This is a genomic window from Streptococcus mitis (assembly GCF_023109105.1).
Classification (GTDB): Bacteria; Bacillota; Bacilli; order Lactobacillales; family Streptococcaceae; genus Streptococcus; species Streptococcus mitis_BW.
Window position 1 is genome coordinate 40,675 of record NZ_JALDTZ010000005.1, and the last position, 17,744, is coordinate 58,418.

Consider the following 17,744-nt stretch of genomic DNA (forward strand, 5'->3'; position numbering starts at 1 on the left):
GTGGGGCAAAAACGAATGACTCACATTTGGTTTGAAAACCTATAATACCTAATGATTATGCCATACTAGATATATAGTGTTGTTATAAATAAATGTCAGTGCGAGTTCAAATCGGAGGATAAAATGGAAAAACAAATTAATGAAAAAAAAGCCTTGGTTCCCAAAGCTTTTTAATGTTATAAACTCATTAAAATATCCCCCAGTTAGATTTGGAATATTTTTTATTCTGTGTCATATAAAAATAAATAAAATGAATGGCTATAGCTAGAGCTAAAATGGTTGCAATACTCAACACTGTTATAGGATTAGAAGCGAAAATCAAAGAGAGAATCAAGGCAGCCAGATAGAGTGTCGCTTGAGCACAGTAGTAACTTCTCGGATAGCGAAGATAGTTTTTGTTATAGGGCCCATTTGCTAGGACAGCAGCTTGGAAGAGGCCAATTCCGATATAAAAGAAGCTGATTGCAACGAGAAGATTAGCCTCGGGATTCAGGAGATAACCCATCGAAACTGTCATCAACATAAGCCCGATGAAAATAGGATAGTGACTATAAATTACAAATAATCCCTTTTGACTAGATCCTTCATCAATAGCATGGTCAAATTCGCCAAAATAAAACAAGAACAGGGAAAGCATGATAACGAAATTGAGAACCGAATAAATCGAGAAATTCTCGACTGTAAAGAAGCTAGCTAGCCCAACAACCATCTCTCCAAACGTAATAATCACAAGAAGGGAGACGCGCTCGATTAAATGGGGAAGATTTACCTGGAAATGCTCATCTTTAGTAATCAAGAAAATTGGCACAATAAATGTTAGCAGAATACTAGCAATAAAGATATAGACTCCAACGTAAATAGGAAAAAGAGCTGCCAGATAGACTCCTAAACTTCCTAGACCTGTTAACCATAGAAAACCTTTGATACTTTCCCGATCAGTATTATCGGTTGATTTTCTAAAAAATTCAACCAAATATTGAAAAAATAAGGTAAGGGTCAATGTACCAACAGCCCAACAGGTATAATAGAACCATTGTTGCCAATTGTATCCAATCATATTGGACATAAAGAGCATAAGTCCCATGTTGATAAACATGATTACCATGTTAAATAACGAGTTTGTTCCATAGCGATTGGTATAAATGGTTTGAATCATCCAGGAATTGATGATAACCATGACAGAGATGAAGAAATCAAGTAAAGAATCCCAAGCCACAACACCGCTATGAAGAGGGTGAATTAAAGCAGTTGCTTTTGAAATTGCAAAAACAAAAACTAAGTCATAAAAAAGTTCTGAAAATTCTACACGTTTATGTTTAATAAGAGTTGTCATCTTAAGACCTTTCTATTTTAGAAGTACTATTTATTATAACAGAAAATGGTAATGAGAGAAAAGGATATGCTTAAATAATTTCATGTGGCGCGAATTGTCAAAATCTTGGAGCACATTTACCTCATGTACCAGATTACAGGCGGAGTGTTTGATGATTGATAATGAAGAATAAGATTTTACAATAGAAAAGCGAGGATATCCTCGCTTTTTTTATTTAATCTAATAGCTCCTTATTTTCAATTAAGAGTTCTAGTGGAGATTTTTCTCTTGCTTCAATAAAACCAGGTTCATATTGGGTATGAAGTGTTCTTTTCTGAGAAGTTGGATCAATATACAACTCTTTTCCATCTTCTGTGTATAGTTGGTTGCCTCTTGTTAGGTAAAGTAAATCCTCTAAGTACTGTCCATCAGTATGTAGGAAATGCTCGATGTATTTGACAGCTTTTAAGATTTCACTTACTTTATCAGAGTATTCATTAGATTCAAGAACACTCTTTTCTAACTCAATCTCTTTACTCGTTCCAAAGAGTTGGGTTGGAGTTGCATTAAAATATTCTGCTATCTTATCCAAATTTGCAAAGGTAGGATAGCTTTTTTGTTTTTCGTAATCAGAGATGGACTGTTTACCGATTCCTAATTACCTCAGTCTCTTCAGTCTGTTAATTTTTTTTCGAAAATTTCTCTTTAATACTAGCTTTCAATTTATCAAATTTTTCACGACGAGCTTCTTTTTTATCCGCAATTAAGCGAGCTTTAGCTTGATGCTCTAAATCTTCTTGAATTTTGAGAGCTGACTCTATCTCTGCCGCAACAGTAGCGACATCCCATCTAGCAATGTCAACCTGATACTTTTCAAAAATAGCATTTAAAACAGATTCATCATTTTCTTGTACAAGTGCAATAATAGCTACTTCGCCATTAGTCAACTTTTTACTAACGGTTGTAGTTAATGCCGAATTGATCAATTCTTTGTCTGAACCAACGGAGGCGCCAATTGCTCCACCAGTAGCAAAACCAAAGAGAACACCTAGTGGTCCACCTAAAATTCCGATTAAACTACCAATTAATCCGCCTTCGAAATAATCATCTCCTAGGGAATTCATCAAATCAAAGCTATCTTTGACGTTAACAACACCATTTTCAGCTTTTACAATTGAAGCCTGAGCTAATTTTGTATTTTCAGTTTGAACAAACTGTTTTAATTCTGAAAAGCCTAAAAGGACTATACTGTAAGTGACAAAACAAAACAGGAGGATAGTCCAAATGAGCCACTTACATTAGTCCTGTGAAATACAGAACTAAATCCTTCACTTAAATTACTTGTCTAACTTTTTGGGGTCAGTACAAACAGTGCTTTTTTTGTTGAAATCGCAAAGAATCTAAGCTTTCTTTTTGCAGATAACATTCGCTCTTTTATTTTCGGTATGATTGAGTCGATGCCCCGTTCTCGACCGGTTATTATTGCAACTTATCGAATGCTAGAGCACTATGCCATCACTTTTTGGAAGAATACTTGGAGCAATTCTACGCAGAATGGAATGCGAAAAAGTGATAATTAAAGAGACAAAAAAGCTGAGAATATGATTTCCCAGCTTTTTTGAATGCGATAGAAATAGCAACTAGACTATTTACGAAAGACCTCAATAATGTAGGTGAAGCCAGTAACTAAAAATGCAAAGGCAATGACATAAACGACAAAGACACCTGTAGCCACTGGATTGAACAGAATCACTAGACCTAGTAAAAATTCAAGCAAGGCTACCCACGTGATATTGCTACCAATAATAGGGAAAATCAATCCTAGACGATTGCCTTTAAAGAAAGCAATAATGGCTTCTACAATTAACCAAATTCCTACAATGGTCGGAATGACGACCGGCAGGGTCAAAAAGCCATAAGCAACGAGGTAAAGAGCTAAGAGAAGACTAACAAATCCTTGGAAAAGATAAACAGGTGAGCGAAGCTCTTTTGGTGCAGAGAAATAGCCTAAAATAGCTGCTATAGAAGAAACCAGTAAATCAAATGCAATCCACCAGCTGTAAGCAACAAGATTAGCTACTGGGTTTGTAAATAGGAAAAGTCCTAAAAGGACAAAAACAACTCCTGCAAGGAATAGCAGTAAACGATTAGAAAATTTCATTTCAATACCCCCTATATAGTATAGTATAGTTTGCTAATAAAACTATTGTACTTATTTTTATAGAAAATGTCAATAAAATAAATAAACAATTTGGAAGTTTCAGTCTGACTTACAAAAAGAAAAGGAGTTTTCACTCCTTTTCACAGATTGAAGACAAAGTCCTTATAAAAGTGTCTTCTAAAGATTTTAACTTCAATCTGAAGCGAGGTTATCCTCGCTTTTTCTATTTATCAAACAATTCCTTATTTTCAATTAAGAGTTCTAGTGGAGATTTATCCCTTGCTACAATAAAACCAGGTTCATATTGGTTATGAAGTGCTCTTTTCTGAGAAGTTGGATCAATATACAACTCTTCTCCATCTTCTGTGTATAGTTGGTTGCCTCTTGTTAAGTAAAGTAAATCCTCTAAGTACTGTCCATCAGTTTCTAGAAAATCTTCGATGTATTTGACAGCTTTTAAAATCTCACTTACTTTATCAGAGTATTCATTAGATTCAAGAACACTCTTTTCTAACTCAATCTCTTTACTAGTTCCAAATAGTTGGGTTGGAGTTGCATTAAAATATTCTGCTATCTTATCCAAATTTGCAAAGGTAGGATAGCTTTTTTGTTTTTCGTAATCAGAGATGTTTGGAAAGATTGCTCATAAAAAAATGTGGGGCAAATGATGGGGCAAATCAGTTATAGACAAGCAAAAAAGCCTTATAAATCAAGGCTTTTTCCTGTTGATTTAGATGCCCCCTACAGGGCTCGAACCTGTGACCCACGGATTAAGAGTCCGCTGCTCTGCCAGCTGAGCTAAGGAGGCAAACAAAAAAGCTGTATTGGTGCCGAAACTTCACGGTTTGTATTGAACCCGCGCAATTAAGCAGGTGGGCAACTCGCTCTAACTGAAGCTGTTTCCGTGTGAGACGGCCTACATGCTGTTAGAAGACTTTTGTTTCCCTAATAATACAAAAAATAGTCGGTCAACACTTAAGTGTGAAGTCGTACACCACAGCGTTTCTATGTTTATATGATACCACTTTTTCAAAAAAAATCAAGAGGAAAATGCAATTTTTTGAAAAGGATTTCACAAGTTTCGTAATTTATCAATGATTTCCTTGCGTTGAGCCAGGGCCCGTTCGTATTTTCCACTATCTTCTGGAGAAAAGTAGCTATGGTCACGGATTTTTTCTGGTAGGTATTCTTGTTTGACCCAGTGACCTGGATAGTTATGAGGATAGAGGTAGTTTTGGGCGTTGCCAAGTTCCTTGCTTCCGCTATAGTGACCATCTCTTAGGTGTCTAGGAATTGGCAGATGACCTGATGTTTTAAGGTCAGCTAGAGCCTTATCCATAGCCACATAGGCTGAGTTGGACTTAGGTGAGAGTGCCAGGTCAATGACGACATTGGCGATGAGGATACGAGCCTCAGGGAAACCAATCCTCTGCGCCGCATCCAGAGCAGTGACGGTATGAATCTGCGCTTCAGGATTGGCCAAGCCGATATCTTCGTAGGCAATGACGGTCAAGCGACGAGCGAGACTAGGAAGATCACCGGCCTCTATCAAGCGAGCGGCATAGTGGAGACTGGCATCGACATCCGAGCCACGGATGGATTTTTGCAGAGCAGAGAGAACATCATAGTGTCCATCCCCATCCTTGTCCATAGTGATGTAGCTTCTCTGCAGGCTATTTTCCATGATATCGAGCGTGATGTGACGGATACCGTCATCATTTGCCGGAGTCGAAAGAACGGCCAAATCCAGTGAGTTGAAGGCAGAACGGAGATCTCCATTGGTAGATGTTGCGATAAAATCAAGGGCATCATCATCTAACTCAACTGGAAAATCAAAACCTCGTTCAGGGTCAGTTAGGGCGATTTGAATGGCTTCCTTGACATCTTGGTTAGACAGGGGTTCCAACTCAAAAATCTGAACACGACTGCGGATGGCTGGCGTGACAGAAAAGAAAGGATTTTCAGTCGTCGCTCCAATCATAATGACCAGTCCACTTTCCAAGAGAGGCAAGAGGAAGTCTTGTTTAGTCTTGTCAAGACGATGAATCTCGTCCAGTAGCAGTACAAGGCCACCTGAGAATTTAGCTTCTTCAGCAATTTCTTGGAGACGTTTTTTACTATCAACAGTTGCATTGAAGGTTCGAAAGGCATATTTGGTCGTTCCAGCGATGGCCGAAGCGATACTGGTTTTTCCGATACCCGGAGGCCCGTAGAGTATCATAGAGGATAGGCGATTGGCTTCCACCATGCGGCGGATAATCTTGCCTGGTCCAACTAGATGCTCCTGACCGATGACCTGGTCGATGGTTTTGGGGCGCATACGAAGCGCGAGATTGTCTGGCATAGCAGTCCTTTCTAACATGGATTTTCTGATACGAATGTGGTAATATGGTAGTATCTATTTTAGCATATTTCCGAGTATTCGGGGCGATTAAAGAGTCGTATAGAAAGAGGACAAAATGGCAACATACGGATTTTTAGATGTTTTACAAGAAGAGTTGGACAAGAACTTTCCTTTTGATTATGAGATTAGCTGGGATAAGCGCAATCATGCGGTGGAAGTGAGTTTTCTGTTAGAGGCACAAAATGCTGCAGGGGTGGAGATGTTAGATGAAGACGGAGAGGTTTCGTCAGATGATATCCTTTTTGAAGAAGCGGTACTTTTTTACAACCCTGCCAAGTCAACTGTTAATGAAGAAGACTATCTCACGGTCATCCCTTACCTGCCGAAGAAAGGTTTTTCTCGTGAATTTTTAGCTTATTTTGCGCTATTTCTCAAAGATACTGCAGAGGTTGGACTAGATGCTCTCATGGACTTTTTGGAAGACCCAGAAGCAGAAGAATTTGTCATGGAATGGAACCAAGAAGTCTTTGAAGAAGGAAAAGCAGGCTTGGAAGAGGGAGAATTTTATCCTTATCCGAGGTATTAGAAAAGATTCTAAGTGGACATTTTTAAATAATGAATTCAAGGAGAAGGGGGAGACTATGCTAGAAAAAGTCAAACAGTTTTTCAGGAGAAGGTCAGCTAAAACTGAGCCGTCAGTTGATATTCTTCCCCGCAATCGCTTTGCGGATCTGGATTTCGAGAGAGTATTGAAATCAGGAGCTCGTCGCCTTGTTAATGAGGAAGGACGCTATGCTGAGGATGGGAAAATCACAGAACTTGAATTTCCTGAAGATTTTGAGGAATTTGAATTTCTAGTTGGTTTTAAGACGGAGGAAGAAGAGCAGTTTCAGCAACTATTAGCTCGTTTGAATAGTTTTGACAATGCCATTCAGTCCCATTTGGAAAGTGAGTTGCAACAACCCATCCCTCAGTATGCTAAGGATCTCGGCTATACTCAGAAGAAGTGGGAAAGGACATTTTACTTCCATCCTTGGATATTAAGTTTTGAGGAAAACCCGCCTAATCTTCGCTATGTTGCAGATTATGTAAATGATGAGTTTACGGTTTATTTTGCTAAAAAACATGGTAGATGGCAGGCGTACTGGGATGTAGAGTGCCAAAAAGTAATCGAAGAAAACTAGCTTGTATTTTCTTAGAGAGTAATTATTATCATAGAAAAGAGTAAATATCATGGAATTATTGGATAGCAGAATGGATTTTACAGGCTCTAAGATTGCCTTGATTTGTGGGGGTAAGGTTTTGACTATCTTACGTGATGACAAGGACGATATCCTTTGTCCCAACATGTGGGATTTGCCAGGTGGTGGCCGTGAAGGGGATGAAAGTCCTTTTGACTGCGCTCAGCGTGAAGTCTATGAAGAACTAGGAATTCATCTAACTGAAGAGTGCCTGCTTTGGAGTAAAGTATACTCAAGTGTGCTTTTTGAGTGGAAGCAGTCGGTCTTTATGGTTGGTCAGCTAAGTCAAGATCAGTTTGACAGTATCGTATTTGGAGATGAAGGGCAGGCCTATCAGCTGATGAAAGTTGAGGAATTTCTTACTTCCAGTCAAGTTATACCTCAGTTGCAGAGAAGATTGAGGGATTATTTAAAAGTAAGTGATTAGAAAGGATGGTTCAGTTAAATTTCTAAACTGAACTCGCCCTAAACACTGTGACAAAAAAGATAAACTTCTCATAGACACAAGCGTCTTCAGAGAAGTTCCTATTTTGGCTTTGTGTTTTACGGGCTTGGTATCTTAATTATGGAAACATGGCAAGAGTTAAAAGTTACAGTTAAGCGCGAGGGAGAGGAGCTGGTCTCTAATCTCCTGATTGAGTTAGGCGCCCAAGGTGTTGCAATCGAAGACAGCATGGACTATGTGGGAAATGTGGATCGCTTTGGTGAGATTTTCCCTGAGGTTGAGCAACAGGAAGAAATCGTGGTGACAGCCTACTATCCTGATACGGTTGATATAGCAGTGGTTGAGGCAGATTTGCAGGCTCACTTAGCAGAATTGACAGATTTTATGGATCTGGGAGAGGTCAAGATGGGGACAACTGCCTTGGCTGAGGAAGATTGGGCGGACAATTGGAAGAAATACTATGAACCAGCTCGTATTACTCATGATTTGACCATCGTGCCGTCTTGGACAGACTATGAGGCGACTGCTGGAGAAAAGATTATCAAGCTGGATCCAGGAATGGCATTTGGAACTGGAACCCACCCAACGACCAAGATGAGCCTTTTTGCCTTGGAGCAGGTTCTCCGTGGTGGTGAGACGGTACTAGATGTGGGGACTGGTTCAGGGGTTCTTTCCATTGCTAGCTCGCTACTTGGTGCTAAAGAAATTTTTGCCTATGACCTGGACGATGTGGCGGTTCGAGTCGCTCAGGAAAATATTGAGCTCAATCCTGGTATGGAAAACATCCATGTAGCAACAGGAGACTTGCTTAAGGGTGTTGAGATTGAGGCAGATGTTATCGTGGCTAATATCTTGGCAGATATTCTCATTCACCTGACAGAGGATGCTTATCGTTTGGTCAAGGATGAAGGCTACCTGATCATGAGTGGGATTATTAAGGATAAGTGGGACATGGTGCGCGAATCGGCTGAGTCAGCTGGATTTTTCCTTGAAACCCATATGATTCAAGGCGAATGGAATGCCTATGTTTTCAAGAAGACCAAGGATATTTCAGGTGTGATTGGAGGCTAGCATGCAACAGTATTTTGTTAAAGGTAGTGCAATCTCTCCTGTCACCATTGAGGACAAGGAAACCAGCAAGCATATGTTTCAGGTCATGCGTTTGAAAGAAGATGACCAGGTAACCTTGGTCTTTGATGATGGCATTAAGCGTTTGGCGCGCGTGGTAAATGTAGAGGGTCGTCAGTTTGAGTTAATTGAGGAATTGGATGACAATGTGGAACTGCCAGTCCAAGTGACCATCGCATCTGGATTTCCCAAGGGAGACAAGCTGGAGTTCATCACTCAGAAAGTAACAGAACTCGGAGCTAGCCAGATCTGGGCCTTCCCTGCTGACTGGTCGGTCGCCAAGTGGGATGGCAAGAAATTGGGTAAAAAGGTTGAAAAACTAGAAAAAATTGCCCTTGGAGCAGCAGAACAAAGCAAGCGTAATGTTGTTCCAAGTATCAAGCTTTTTGAGAAAAAAGCAGACTTTCTAGCCCAACTTGACCAGTTTGACTCTATCGTAGTGGCCTATGAAGAATCAGCTAAAGAAGGAGAAAGCGCTGCGCTTTTACAAGCAGTTACTGGACTCGAGAAAGGAGACAAATTGCTCTTTATCTTTGGTCCAGAAGGTGGTCTCTCACCTGCAGAAATTGAGAGTTTTGAAGCTAAGGGATCAGTCTTAGCAGGACTTGGCCCTCGCATTTTGCGAGCAGAAACAGCACCGCTTTACGCCTTATCAGCCCTTAGTGTTTTATTAGAATTAGAGAAATAAGAGGAAGAAAATGGAACAAAAACACCGTTCAGAGTTTCCAGAGAAGGAACTTTGGGATTTAACAGCCCTATACCAAGACCGTGAGGATTTCTTGCGTGCGATCGAGAAGGCTCGCGAAGACATCAACCAGTTTAGCCGTGATTACAAGGGCAATCTTCACACTTTTGAGGATTTCGAGAAGGCCTTTGCAGAATTGGAACAAATCTACATTCAGATGAGCCATATTGGTAACTATGGTTTTATGCCTCAGACGACAGATTATAGCAATGACGAATTTGCTAACATTGCCCAAGCTGGGATGGAATTTGAAACAGATGCCAGCGTAGACTTGACCTTTTTTGACGATGCCTTGGTGGCAGCGGACGAGGAAGTCTTGGACCGTTTGGGGGAATTGCCTCACTTAACGGCAGCCATTCGTCAGGCAAAAATCAAAAAAGCCCACTATCTAGGGGCTGATGTGGAAAAAGCCTTGACCAATCTGGGTGAAGTTTTCTACAGTCCACAGGATATTTACACTAAGATGCGAGCTGGGGATTTTGAAATGGCTGACTTTGAAGCCCATGGCAAAACCTACAAAAATAGCTTTGTGACCTATGAGAATTTCTACCAAAACCACGAGGATGCTGAGGTTCGTGAGAAATCTTTCTGTTCCTTCTCAGAAGGGCTTCGTAAGCACCAAAATACGGCTGCGGCTGCCTATCTAGCCCAAGTCAAGTCTGAAAAATTATTGGCAGATATGAAGGGATATGACTCCGTCTTTGACTATCTTCTAGCTGAGCAAGAAGTGGACCGTGCTATGTTTGATCGTCAGATTGACCTCATCATGAAGGATTTTGCGCCCGTTGCTCAGAGATACCTCAAGCATGTTGCCAAGGTAAATGGTCTTGAAAAGATGACCTTTGCAGACTGGAAATTGGACTTGGATAGCGCCCTTAATCCTCAAGTGACTATTGATGACGCCTATGATTTGGTCATGAAGTCGGTAGAACCTTTGGGTCAAGAATATTGTCAGGAAGTTGCTCGTTATCAAGAAGAGCGCTGGGTGGATTTTGCTGCTAATAGTGGCAAGGATTCTGGTGGTTATGCGGCGGACCCATATCGCGTGCATCCTTATGTTCTCATGAGCTGGACAGGCCGTTTGAGCGATGTCTATACCTTAATTCATGAAATCGGACATTCTGGTCAATTCATCTTTTCAGATAATCATCAAAGCTACTTTAACGCCCACATGTCGACCTACTATGTTGAAGCGCCGTCAACTTTCAATGAATTGCTTCTCAGTGACTACTTAGAGCACCAGTCTGATGACCCTCGTCAAAAACGCTTTGCCCTTGCTCACCGCTTGACAGACACCTACTTCCATAACTTTATCACTCACCTTTTGGAAGCAGCCTTCCAACGTAAGGTTTATACATTGATTGAAGAAGGAGAAACCTTCGGAGCAAGCAAGCTCAACAGCATTATGAAGGAAGTTTTGACGGATTTCTGGGGCGATGCCATTGAGATTGATGATGATGCAGCTTTGACTTGGATGCGTCAAGCTCACTACTACATGGGCTTGTATAGTTACACCTACTCAGCAGGACTAGTGATTTCGACTGCGGGTTACCTCCATCTGAAACATTCAGAAACTGGAGCTGAAGATTGGCTCAATCTCCTCAAATCAGGTGGTAGCAAGACACCGCTTGAGTCAGCCATGATTATCGGAGCGGACATTTCAACGGACAAACCACTTCGTGATACCATCCAGTTCTTGTCAGACACAGTTGATCAGATTATTGCCTACAGTGCCCAGTTGGGGGAATTGGAAGTCTAGGGTAAGAGATATCTTTGGATAATGATAAAGATATAGAATGTACTTCATTTTATATGCTTTAAAAATAAAATTCTAGAACAAAAAAGATTCCTATCTAGAATCGCCAGATATTAAAAGAGGTTGGATTGTTTTCCAACCTCACTTTTTTGATCTTAATGGAATTGCATACCACCATCAACGATAATGGTTTGTCCTGTAATGTAGTTTGAATCTGGTCCAGCAAGGAAGCTAACTGCTGCAGCTACATCTTCTGGTTCAGATAGACGTTTTAGGGTAATATCTTTTGCAAATGTCTGCATACCCCACTCGTCATCTTTTCCTGCATTTTTACCAACTTCATGAGCGATATCGTACATCATTGGTGTTTTAACGATACCTGGAGCATAGGCGTTGACAGTGATACCTGACTCTGCTAAATCACGCGCCAATGTTTGAGTAATACCACGAACAGCGAATTTTGTACCGCCGTAAACAGTCAAGTTTGGATTTCCGACAACACCTGCTTGTGAAGTAGCATTGATGATTTTACCACCGTGACCAAGTGCTTTAAATTGATCTTGAGCAGCTTGTGCTCCCCAAATCACACCACCGACGTTAATAGCAAATGTGCGAGCGAATTGTTCCTCTGTAATTGTATCCAGAGGTGTAGTAGGAGCGACACCAGCGTTGTTTACAACAACGTTCAAGTCTCCGAAATGATCGACAACTTTTTGGAAAGCTGCAGCTACTTCTGCTTGTTTAGACACATCAGCTACAACAGCAAAAGCCTTATCTGCTGACAATTCAGCAACTGCTTTCTCAGCTGTTTCAGCGTTGTAGTCTAAAACTCCAACCTTAAAACCATCTTGAACCAAGCGTTTTGCGATTGCAAAACCGATCCCTTGACCTGCACCTGTAACGATAGCTACTTTAGACATATGATTCCTCCTTGGTATCCGTGATACCATTCAAACGTTCATAAAAGAACAGCAAAGGGTTATAAGTGAGTTGTGATAGACTCTAAAAGAAGTCCTATCACTTTTTAGTATATACCTTTGTGAAATTTGTGTCAAACAAATACCTACTTTTTGGAAAAAATCAACCCTCTAAGAGTGAAAAAATATCTGAGACTAACCTATTTATCTTTTATAATGATGATAGCTAGAAAAGAATGTTGTATAATAGATGTGTATGATTGGAGGTATGGGGATGTATCAAGAATTGAAAAGAAAAGTAATAGAAGAAAAACCGAGCTATCGTCAAGAAGAACTCCTATGGTTACTTGAGCACTTAGGGGATCCCAATCCAGATATTCGTGATGAATTGGTTTTTACCAGTCTGGCTAGGGGGATTCAAGAAGAGTTATTTACTAAGGAGCAATTTCAGTTGATTGCTGCTGAGATTGTCTCTGATGGTGGGCTAGATAAAGAGAGTGATAAGACAGGAGCTTCAACGCTTGAACGTTCTTTTAGGGCACTTATTTATGCTAATCTTTTATCTGCCGATGGCAATCAACAGTCTCTTTTTTATCAAGTGCTTAAGACTGATATCAGAAATACGATGCTCGATCAAGGGTTGCATTACCTTGAAAAAGAAGAGGATACGACAGGTTTTTCAAGTCAATATGGTTGGGTGCATGCTTTTGCTCATGGGGCTGATCTTTTGACTGAAGTTGTTTGTCATCCAGACTTTTCTGCAAGTCGAATTGATGAGGTGTTTGAGATCCTTGGTCCTATGTTTAAAAGAGTTTCGATTCGGTTTATTGATGATGAGGACTGGCGCTTGGCCAGAGTGCTTTATGAACCTATTTTGCAAGGAAAGGTGGAGCAAGCGACACTGGCTTCTTGGATAAAGTCCCTTGATTTCCCGATAGAAGATAGGGAAGATTTTTATAAAATTTCCAATTTCAGATCCTGTCTCTTAGAAGTCTATGTTCAACTCGACCAGAGAAATAGTTTACAAGATGACTTGAAAGAAGCTATTCAATCTTTTCAATATTAGATTTCGACTATTAAATGTGAAAACTTGCACAAAATTTCCAAGCACTTTTCTTGAAACCCTTTCCTCCTTCTGATAGACTAATACATAGTTTGAAAAAAGGAGACTTAATATGAAAAAATTTGTTGCTGAATTGATCGGTACTTTTATGCTTGTGTTCATCGGAACAGGAGCTGTTGTTTTTGGAAATGGTGTTGAAGGTCTTGGACACCTTGGGATTGCTCTTGCCTTTGGTTTGGCAATCGTAGTTGCAGCTTTCTCAATCGGAACTGTTTCAGGTGCTCACTTGAACCCAGCTGTTTCTATCGCTATGTTTGTTAACAAACGTTTGTCATCTTCAGAACTTGTAAACTACATCCTTGGTCAAGTAGTTGGTGCTTTCTTAGCATCTGTTTCTGTATTCTTCCTCTTGGCAAATTCAGGTATGTCAACTGCAAGTCTTGGTGAAAATGCCTTGGCAAACGGTGTAACTGTCTTTGGTGGTTTCTTGTTTGAAGTCATCGCAACTTTCTTGTTTGTTTTGGTGATCATGACTGTAACTTCAGCAAGCAAAGGGAATGGCGCAATCGCTGGTTTGGTGATCGGTTTGTCATTGACAGCTTTGATTCTAGCTGGCTTGAACATCACTGGACTTTCAGTAAACCCAGCTCGTAGCTTGGCTCCTGCTGTATTGGTAGGTGGCGCAGCACTTCAACAAGTTTGGATTTTCATCCTTGCACCAATCGTTGGTGGAGTTCTTGCAGCCCTTGTTGCTAAAAACTTCCTTGGAACTGAAGAATAATTGAAACTTAAAAAGCCTTGCTTCTCATCTTGAGAAACAGGGCTTTTTCGTATGATACTCTTCGAAAATCTTTTCAAACCACGTCAGCTTCACCTTACCGTATGTATATGTTACTGACTTCGTCAGTTCCATCTACAACCTCAAAACCATGTTTTGAGCTGACTTCGCCAGTCTTATCTATAACCTCAAAGCAGTGCTTTGAGCAACCTGCGGCTAGCTTCCTAGTTTGCTCTTTGATGTTCATTGAGTATGAGTTTAACGGTTGTCAATTTTCTCTGGATAGAGGTCATGTTGGAAGAGACGTTGTTCTGCCAATCCTTCATACTTGGTTCCAGGTCTACCGTAGTTGTAGTAGGGGTCGATTGAAATGCCACCGCGAGGTGTAAATTTTCCCCAGACTTCTAAATAGCGAGGGTCTAGCAAGTTGACCAAGTCTTTCCCGATAGTGTTGATACAGTTTTCATGGAAATCTCCATGGTTTCGGTAGCTAAAGAGGTAGAGTTTGAGGGATTTTGACTCGACACAGAGCTTGTCAGGAATGTAGGAAATATAAATAGTTGCAAAGTCTGGTTGAGCAGTGATGGGACAAAGTGAGGTAAATTCAGGACAGTTGAACTTGATGAAATAGTCATTTTCCACATGACGATTGTCAAAGGATTCGAGGACATCTGGTTGATATTCGAAAATGTAGTTGGTTTCTTTGTTGCCGAGGAGGCTGAGGTTTTTCATTTCTTCTTGTTGTGACATGATTTTTTCTTTCTAATCTTAAACACCACGTTGGTTATCGTAGAGGAGGGTATGAAGTTGGGGAAGGACGCGGACATTGCCCCAGCTGTCGTCAGCAGCGACGCGTTCCCAGAGTTCTTTGAGGCGGTCCAGTTGGTCTTGGACAATATTGCCTCTAGCCTTGGGCTCAGGATTTCCTGCCGATAAGAAGAGGACATCTGGTTGGTAGCGTTCTTGAATCCCTTTGGCAAAGGCCAAATCTGCATCATCAAAGACAGGAATTTTAAAGGTAACCTTATTTGGATCCAATTGGGAAACGATAAAATCCAAGGTCTCAAAATTGACTTCCATCTTGGATGAGGGAGGTTTGGGACTTAGGGTGACTTGGTCGATGTCTTTTAACCAATTTTGCCAGCGGGAGCCTTGGGTCTCAACAGCCAGAGTGACACCGCGTTCCTTGAGTTTGGTGACTAGCTCGGCCATGTTGGCTGCTAGGATAGCAGGATTTCCCCCAGATAGGGTTACATAGTCGTAGCTTCCTAGTTTATCTAAGGCAGCAATGACCTCGTCAGCTGTCATGCGAGTTGGCTTTTCAGAGCCGTCCCAAGTGAAGGCAGAGTCGCACCAGTCGCAGTGGTAGTCGCAACCTGCAGTACGGACAAACATGGTTTTCTGCCCAATAGCACGACCTTCACCTTGGAAGGTTGGACCGAAAATTTCCAGGACTGGTAGTTTAAGGACACGTTCCCTAGTCATCTAACCACTCCCGTCTAAACTCTGCAAAGGCAGTTGGAGTCTCATGGAGGCGAACGTATTCCAAACGGAGACCGCGCTTGTCTGGCAACTCTTGGTTCATGGTTTGGAAAATCCAGTAAACCATATTTTCAGCAGTCGTGTTCATATAGGGCAGGGTTTCATTGAGATAGCGATGATCCAAGTGGGGCTCTAAGTAGTTCTTGTAGATGGCTTTGATGTCTCCAAAGTCGTAGGTCATGCCACGTTCATCTAAAAATCCACTGACAGCAATCTGCAGATGATAGGTGTGGCCGTGCAGGGATTTGCATTTTCCCTCGTAGTGAAAAAGGTGGTGGGCAGCGTCAAAGGTAAATTCTTTTGATACCAAGGTTCTGTGAGGGTTGTAGACAAGAGGCTCCCCAGTTTCCTGTTTGATTTCTTTGGGTGCAAAAAACATTAGGACTCTCCTTTCTGTGAGAGATAAACATCTAGACCATGTTGACGTAGGTGGCAGGCTGGGCAATCTCCACAGCCACTTCCGATAATCCCATTGTAGCAGGTTAAGGTTTTTTCACGAACATAGTCAAAGGCACCGAGTTGGTCAGCCAATTCCCAAGTTTCAGCCTTGTCTAGCCACATGAGAGGTGTTTGGATAACAAAGTCGTAATCCATGGCAAGGTTGAGGGTGACATTGAGGGATTTAACAAAGACATCACGGCAGTCAGGGTAGCCTGAGAAGTCTGTTTCACAGACACCTGTCACGATGTCTTTAATGCCTCGTTGTTTGGCAAGAACTGCCGCAAAGGATAGAAAGAGGTGGTTGCGACCATCAACAAAGGTATTGGGAACCTCTCCCTCTTTTTGCTCAATTTCCAGATCAGAGGTCAGGGCATTTTCAGTGATTTGCCCCAGCAGAGACATATCTAAGATGTGATGACGAATACCTTGTTCCTTAGCGATTTCTCTAGCAACTTGAATTTCGAGATGATGGCGTTGGCCGTAGGCAAAGGTGACGGCTTCGACAGTTTCATAGTGTTCTTTAGCCCAAAAGAGGCAGGTTGTAGAATCTTGACCGCCACTAAAGACGACCAAGGCTGATTGACGTTTCATAGTACTCCTTCCAAAATGGGGAATGTTCAGAGCACGCAAAAAGCTCCCTTGAGGGAGCTAAAAAATACCAAGTAGAGGTTTTTTTTAGCGATGGCATGTCCCAAACATCGTAATATTATACCTACAGTCTAGCATATTTTTTGAAAAATGGCAAAGGGTAAGAAAAAAGAGACCAAAGCAAGTACTTGGTCTCTAGTATGATTAGCTCAATTCAGCAACGATAGCCTTGATTTGTTCTGCTGTGTGAACACCAGCAACTTGTTTCACTACTTGGCCGTCTTTTTTGAAGAGAAGAGTTGGGATAGACATGATTCCAAAAGCACGAGCTGTGTTTGGATTTTCATCCACGTCCATTTTAACGATTTTCAAAACATCTTCTGAAAGTTCTTCAGATAATTTGTCCAAAATTGGACCTTGCATGCGACATGGACCACACCAAGTTGCCCAGAAGTCTACCAAGACCAAACCGTCTTTTGTTTCTTGTTCGAATGTTGCATCTGTAATTGCTTTTGCCATTGTATTTCTCCTTTTTTAGTTATATTGGCTTAAATCTTGTTTCTTGAGATAGAAGAAGATATCTCCGTAAGTCCCATGGTAGTCCAAATCATGACCGTTGTAAGTTAATTTTTGGACAGGGTAGTAGTCTGCGACGCCGATAAGGCAAGCTTGTTGTGAACGATCAAAGTCTTCATAAGATTCGAAAGTTACAGTTCTTTCGTTCTTGCTGGCATCTAGATAGGTAATTTCAATCATTTTAAAAACTCCTTTGTTTAATGATGACTTTATTTTACTCCTTGTAAAAGAGAATGTCAAGAAAAATGATTGCGCACGCAACTTTTTTTCTAAAATCATCTTAAATCAAGAAATCCAAACCTGTTTCCAAGCTTTCTTCGATAGCCTTTTGTAGTGAGGCCAGTGTCTTTTGCCCATCACCTGTCAGGCAGATAAAGCTAGAGCGCCTATCTTGATCGCAACACCTGCGACTGAGTAGACCGCAATTTTTAGCTTCCAAGCGAGCCACCATTCGAGAAACGGCGCTTGGGCTCAGATGAAGTTTATCTGGCAGGTCAATCTGGCGTAGAGATTTTTCTTGGGCCAAGTCCAGATAGTAGAGCAGGTAAAACTCTTTCAGGGTCAGACTTTGCTCGCTCCGCTGGGCAACAGTCTCTTCCAAAAGACTTTCAATTTCTTTCTGACGCCGATTGAAGTCAAACCATTTTTCCAAATAAGTCATAGTATCTCCTTTCTTTTTAGAGTTGTAATACTCTTCGAAAATCTCT

General features: G+C 41.1%; 23 protein-coding genes and 1 tRNA gene. 8 read left to right on the forward strand and 16 right to left on the reverse strand.

What is annotated here, in order from left to right; genetic code table 11:
• Positions 1-187: 187 nt before the first annotated feature.
• From M1F37_RS04450 to M1F37_RS04480, 7 genes are all read right to left on the reverse strand, one after another.
• Positions 188-1,333 (reverse strand): low temperature requirement protein A, encoded by a 1,146-nt coding sequence (locus M1F37_RS04450; protein ID WP_247934888.1) that lies wholly within the window; start codon positions 1,331-1,333, stop codon positions 188-190.
• A 214-nt stretch (positions 1,334-1,547) separates the two neighbouring features.
• Complete coding sequence (locus M1F37_RS04455) at positions 1,548-1,964, reverse strand: helix-turn-helix domain-containing protein (protein WP_148130190.1); 417 nt, start codon at positions 1,962-1,964, stop codon at positions 1,548-1,550.
• Between the two features lie 28 nt (positions 1,965-1,992).
• Positions 1,993-2,436: a DUF1269 domain-containing protein gene (locus M1F37_RS04460; RefSeq protein WP_247934936.1), complete on the reverse strand. Its 444-nt coding sequence runs from the start codon at positions 2,434-2,436 to the stop codon at positions 1,993-1,995.
• A gap of 521 nt (positions 2,437-2,957) precedes the next feature.
• Positions 2,958-3,473: a DUF308 domain-containing protein gene (locus M1F37_RS04465; RefSeq protein WP_021767032.1), complete on the reverse strand. Its 516-nt coding sequence runs from the start codon at positions 3,471-3,473 to the stop codon at positions 2,958-2,960.
• A gap of 223 nt (positions 3,474-3,696) precedes the next feature.
• Complete coding sequence (locus M1F37_RS04470) at positions 3,697-4,113, reverse strand: helix-turn-helix domain-containing protein (RefSeq protein WP_247934937.1); 417 nt, start codon at positions 4,111-4,113, stop codon at positions 3,697-3,699.
• 95 nt (positions 4,114-4,208) lie between these two features.
• Positions 4,209-4,281 (reverse strand) — tRNA-Lys (locus M1F37_RS04475).
• A 264-nt stretch (positions 4,282-4,545) separates the two neighbouring features.
• Positions 4,546-5,817 (reverse strand): replication-associated recombination protein A, encoded by a 1,272-nt coding sequence (locus M1F37_RS04480; RefSeq protein WP_247934938.1) that lies wholly within the window; start codon positions 5,815-5,817, stop codon positions 4,546-4,548.
• Positions 5,818-5,932: 115 nt separating this feature from the next.
• Here M1F37_RS04480 and M1F37_RS04485 point away from each other — a divergent pair, with 115 nt between their 5' ends.
• From M1F37_RS04485 to pepF, 6 genes are all read left to right on the forward strand, one after another.
• Positions 5,933-6,403, forward strand: a complete 471-nt coding sequence (locus M1F37_RS04485; RefSeq protein WP_219966991.1) for a DUF3013 family protein — start codon at positions 5,933-5,935, stop codon at positions 6,401-6,403.
• Positions 6,404-6,458: 55 nt separating this feature from the next.
• The gene (locus M1F37_RS04490; protein WP_247934889.1) at positions 6,459-7,001 is read left to right on the forward strand and encodes a hypothetical protein; all 543 of its coding nucleotides are present in this window, start codon (positions 6,459-6,461) and stop codon (positions 6,999-7,001) included.
• A 49-nt stretch (positions 7,002-7,050) separates the two neighbouring features.
• A complete protein-coding gene (locus M1F37_RS04495) occupies positions 7,051-7,485 on the forward strand; it encodes an NUDIX hydrolase (RefSeq protein ID WP_247934890.1) in 435 nt (144 codons plus the stop codon).
• 138 nt (positions 7,486-7,623) lie between these two features.
• Positions 7,624-8,574 (forward strand): 50S ribosomal protein L11 methyltransferase, encoded by a 951-nt coding sequence (prmA, locus tag M1F37_RS04500; RefSeq protein WP_247934891.1) that lies wholly within the window; start codon positions 7,624-7,626, stop codon positions 8,572-8,574.
• A 1-nt stretch (position 8,575) separates the two neighbouring features.
• Positions 8,576-9,319 (forward strand): 16S rRNA (uracil(1498)-N(3))-methyltransferase, encoded by a 744-nt coding sequence (locus tag M1F37_RS04505; protein WP_247934892.1) that lies wholly within the window; start codon positions 8,576-8,578, stop codon positions 9,317-9,319.
• A gap of 10 nt (positions 9,320-9,329) precedes the next feature.
• The gene (gene pepF / locus M1F37_RS04510; RefSeq protein WP_247934893.1) at positions 9,330-11,135 is read left to right on the forward strand and encodes an oligoendopeptidase F; all 1,806 of its coding nucleotides are present in this window, start codon (positions 9,330-9,332) and stop codon (positions 11,133-11,135) included.
• Between the two features lie 152 nt (positions 11,136-11,287).
• Here pepF and M1F37_RS04515 read toward each other — a convergent pair whose 3' ends face one another.
• Positions 11,288-12,052, reverse strand: a complete 765-nt coding sequence (locus M1F37_RS04515; RefSeq protein WP_247934894.1) for a (S)-acetoin forming diacetyl reductase — start codon at positions 12,050-12,052, stop codon at positions 11,288-11,290.
• A gap of 271 nt (positions 12,053-12,323) precedes the next feature.
• On the opposite strand from M1F37_RS04515, the gene M1F37_RS04520 reads away from it, so the two are divergent.
• Together M1F37_RS04520 and M1F37_RS04525 are read left to right on the forward strand one after the other, a co-directional pair.
• A complete protein-coding gene (locus tag M1F37_RS04520) occupies positions 12,324-13,115 on the forward strand; it encodes a DUF2785 domain-containing protein (RefSeq protein WP_247934939.1) in 792 nt (263 codons plus the stop codon).
• 109 nt (positions 13,116-13,224) lie between these two features.
• Positions 13,225-13,893: an MIP/aquaporin family protein gene (locus M1F37_RS04525; RefSeq protein WP_247934895.1), complete on the forward strand. Its 669-nt coding sequence runs from the start codon at positions 13,225-13,227 to the stop codon at positions 13,891-13,893.
• A 94-nt stretch (positions 13,894-13,987) separates the two neighbouring features.
• On the opposite strand, the gene M1F37_RS04530 is transcribed toward M1F37_RS04525, so the two are convergent.
• The 8 genes from M1F37_RS04530 to M1F37_RS04565 form a co-directional block, all read right to left on the reverse strand.
• Positions 13,988-14,137, reverse strand: coding sequence for a hypothetical protein (locus M1F37_RS04530; RefSeq protein WP_247934896.1), 150 nt, complete (start codon positions 14,135-14,137; stop codon positions 13,988-13,990).
• A gap of 11 nt (positions 14,138-14,148) precedes the next feature.
• Positions 14,149-14,640: a preQ(1) synthase gene (queF, locus tag M1F37_RS04535; protein WP_004250766.1), complete on the reverse strand. Its 492-nt coding sequence runs from the start codon at positions 14,638-14,640 to the stop codon at positions 14,149-14,151.
• An 18-nt stretch (positions 14,641-14,658) separates the two neighbouring features.
• Entirely contained in the window at positions 14,659-15,375 is a 717-nt protein-coding gene (queE, locus tag M1F37_RS04540; protein WP_247934897.1) for a 7-carboxy-7-deazaguanine synthase QueE, read from the reverse strand.
• Positions 15,368-15,811, reverse strand: a complete 444-nt coding sequence (queD, locus tag M1F37_RS04545) for a 6-carboxytetrahydropterin synthase QueD (RefSeq protein WP_247934898.1) — start codon at positions 15,809-15,811, stop codon at positions 15,368-15,370. The genes queE and queD overlap by 8 nt, the downstream gene beginning before the upstream one ends.
• A complete protein-coding gene (queC, locus tag M1F37_RS04550; protein WP_247934899.1) occupies positions 15,811-16,464 on the reverse strand; it encodes a 7-cyano-7-deazaguanine synthase QueC in 654 nt (217 codons plus the stop codon). The genes queD and queC overlap by 1 nt, the downstream gene beginning before the upstream one ends.
• Before the next feature lie 201 nt (positions 16,465-16,665).
• Entirely contained in the window at positions 16,666-16,980 is a 315-nt protein-coding gene (trxA, locus tag M1F37_RS04555) for a thioredoxin (protein WP_001029581.1), read from the reverse strand.
• 15 nt (positions 16,981-16,995) lie between these two features.
• The gene (locus M1F37_RS04560) at positions 16,996-17,217 is read right to left on the reverse strand and encodes a DUF4649 family protein (protein WP_000570255.1); all 222 of its coding nucleotides are present in this window, start codon (positions 17,215-17,217) and stop codon (positions 16,996-16,998) included.
• 100 nt (positions 17,218-17,317) lie between these two features.
• Positions 17,318-17,698 carry a MarR family transcriptional regulator gene (locus M1F37_RS04565; protein WP_247934900.1) on the reverse strand — a complete coding sequence of 127 codons (381 nt, stop codon included), beginning with the start codon at positions 17,696-17,698 and terminating at the stop codon, positions 17,318-17,320.
• Positions 17,699-17,744 lie beyond the last annotated feature (46 nt).

Excerpts from the sequence above, each read along its gene's own strand:
- M1F37_RS04450 (WP_247934888.1), bottom strand. The coding sequence starts at position 1,333 with ATGACAACTCTTATTAAACATAAACGTGTAGAATTTTCAGAACTTTTT.
- M1F37_RS04460 (WP_247934936.1), bottom strand. The coding sequence starts at position 2,436 with ATGAATTCCCTAGGAGATGATTATTTCGAAGGCGGATTAATTGGTAGT.
- M1F37_RS04465 (WP_021767032.1), bottom strand. The coding sequence starts at position 3,473 with ATGAAATTTTCTAATCGTTTACTGCTATTCCTTGCAGGAGTTGTTTTT.
- M1F37_RS04480 (WP_247934938.1), bottom strand. The coding sequence starts at position 5,817 with ATGCCAGACAATCTCGCGCTTCGTATGCGCCCCAAAACCATCGACCAG.
- M1F37_RS04485 (WP_219966991.1), top strand. The coding sequence starts at position 5,933 with ATGGCAACATACGGATTTTTAGATGTTTTACAAGAAGAGTTGGACAAG.
- M1F37_RS04490 (WP_247934889.1), top strand. The coding sequence starts at position 6,459 with ATGCTAGAAAAAGTCAAACAGTTTTTCAGGAGAAGGTCAGCTAAAACT.
- M1F37_RS04495 (WP_247934890.1), top strand. The coding sequence starts at position 7,051 with ATGGAATTATTGGATAGCAGAATGGATTTTACAGGCTCTAAGATTGCC.
- prmA (WP_247934891.1), top strand. The coding sequence starts at position 7,624 with ATGGAAACATGGCAAGAGTTAAAAGTTACAGTTAAGCGCGAGGGAGAG.
- M1F37_RS04505 (WP_247934892.1), top strand. The coding sequence starts at position 8,576 with ATGCAACAGTATTTTGTTAAAGGTAGTGCAATCTCTCCTGTCACCATT.
- pepF (WP_247934893.1), top strand. The coding sequence starts at position 9,330 with ATGGAACAAAAACACCGTTCAGAGTTTCCAGAGAAGGAACTTTGGGAT.
- M1F37_RS04515 (WP_247934894.1), bottom strand. The coding sequence starts at position 12,052 with ATGTCTAAAGTAGCTATCGTTACAGGTGCAGGTCAAGGGATCGGTTTT.
- M1F37_RS04520 (WP_247934939.1), top strand. The coding sequence starts at position 12,324 with ATGTATCAAGAATTGAAAAGAAAAGTAATAGAAGAAAAACCGAGCTAT.
- M1F37_RS04525 (WP_247934895.1), top strand. The coding sequence starts at position 13,225 with ATGAAAAAATTTGTTGCTGAATTGATCGGTACTTTTATGCTTGTGTTC.
- M1F37_RS04530 (WP_247934896.1), bottom strand. The coding sequence starts at position 14,137 with ATGAACATCAAAGAGCAAACTAGGAAGCTAGCCGCAGGTTGCTCAAAG.
- queF (WP_004250766.1), bottom strand. The coding sequence starts at position 14,640 with ATGTCACAACAAGAAGAAATGAAAAACCTCAGCCTCCTCGGCAACAAA.
- queE (WP_247934897.1), bottom strand. The coding sequence starts at position 15,375 with ATGACTAGGGAACGTGTCCTTAAACTACCAGTCCTGGAAATTTTCGGT.
- queD (WP_247934898.1), bottom strand. The coding sequence starts at position 15,811 with ATGTTTTTTGCACCCAAAGAAATCAAACAGGAAACTGGGGAGCCTCTT.
- queC (WP_247934899.1), bottom strand. The coding sequence starts at position 16,464 with ATGAAACGTCAATCAGCCTTGGTCGTCTTTAGTGGCGGTCAAGATTCT.
- trxA (WP_001029581.1), bottom strand. The coding sequence starts at position 16,980 with ATGGCAAAAGCAATTACAGATGCAACATTCGAACAAGAAACAAAAGAC.
- M1F37_RS04560 (WP_000570255.1), bottom strand. The coding sequence starts at position 17,217 with ATGATTGAAATTACCTATCTAGATGCCAGCAAGAACGAAAGAACTGTA.
- M1F37_RS04565 (WP_247934900.1), bottom strand. The coding sequence starts at position 17,698 with ATGACTTATTTGGAAAAATGGTTTGACTTCAATCGGCGTCAGAAAGAA.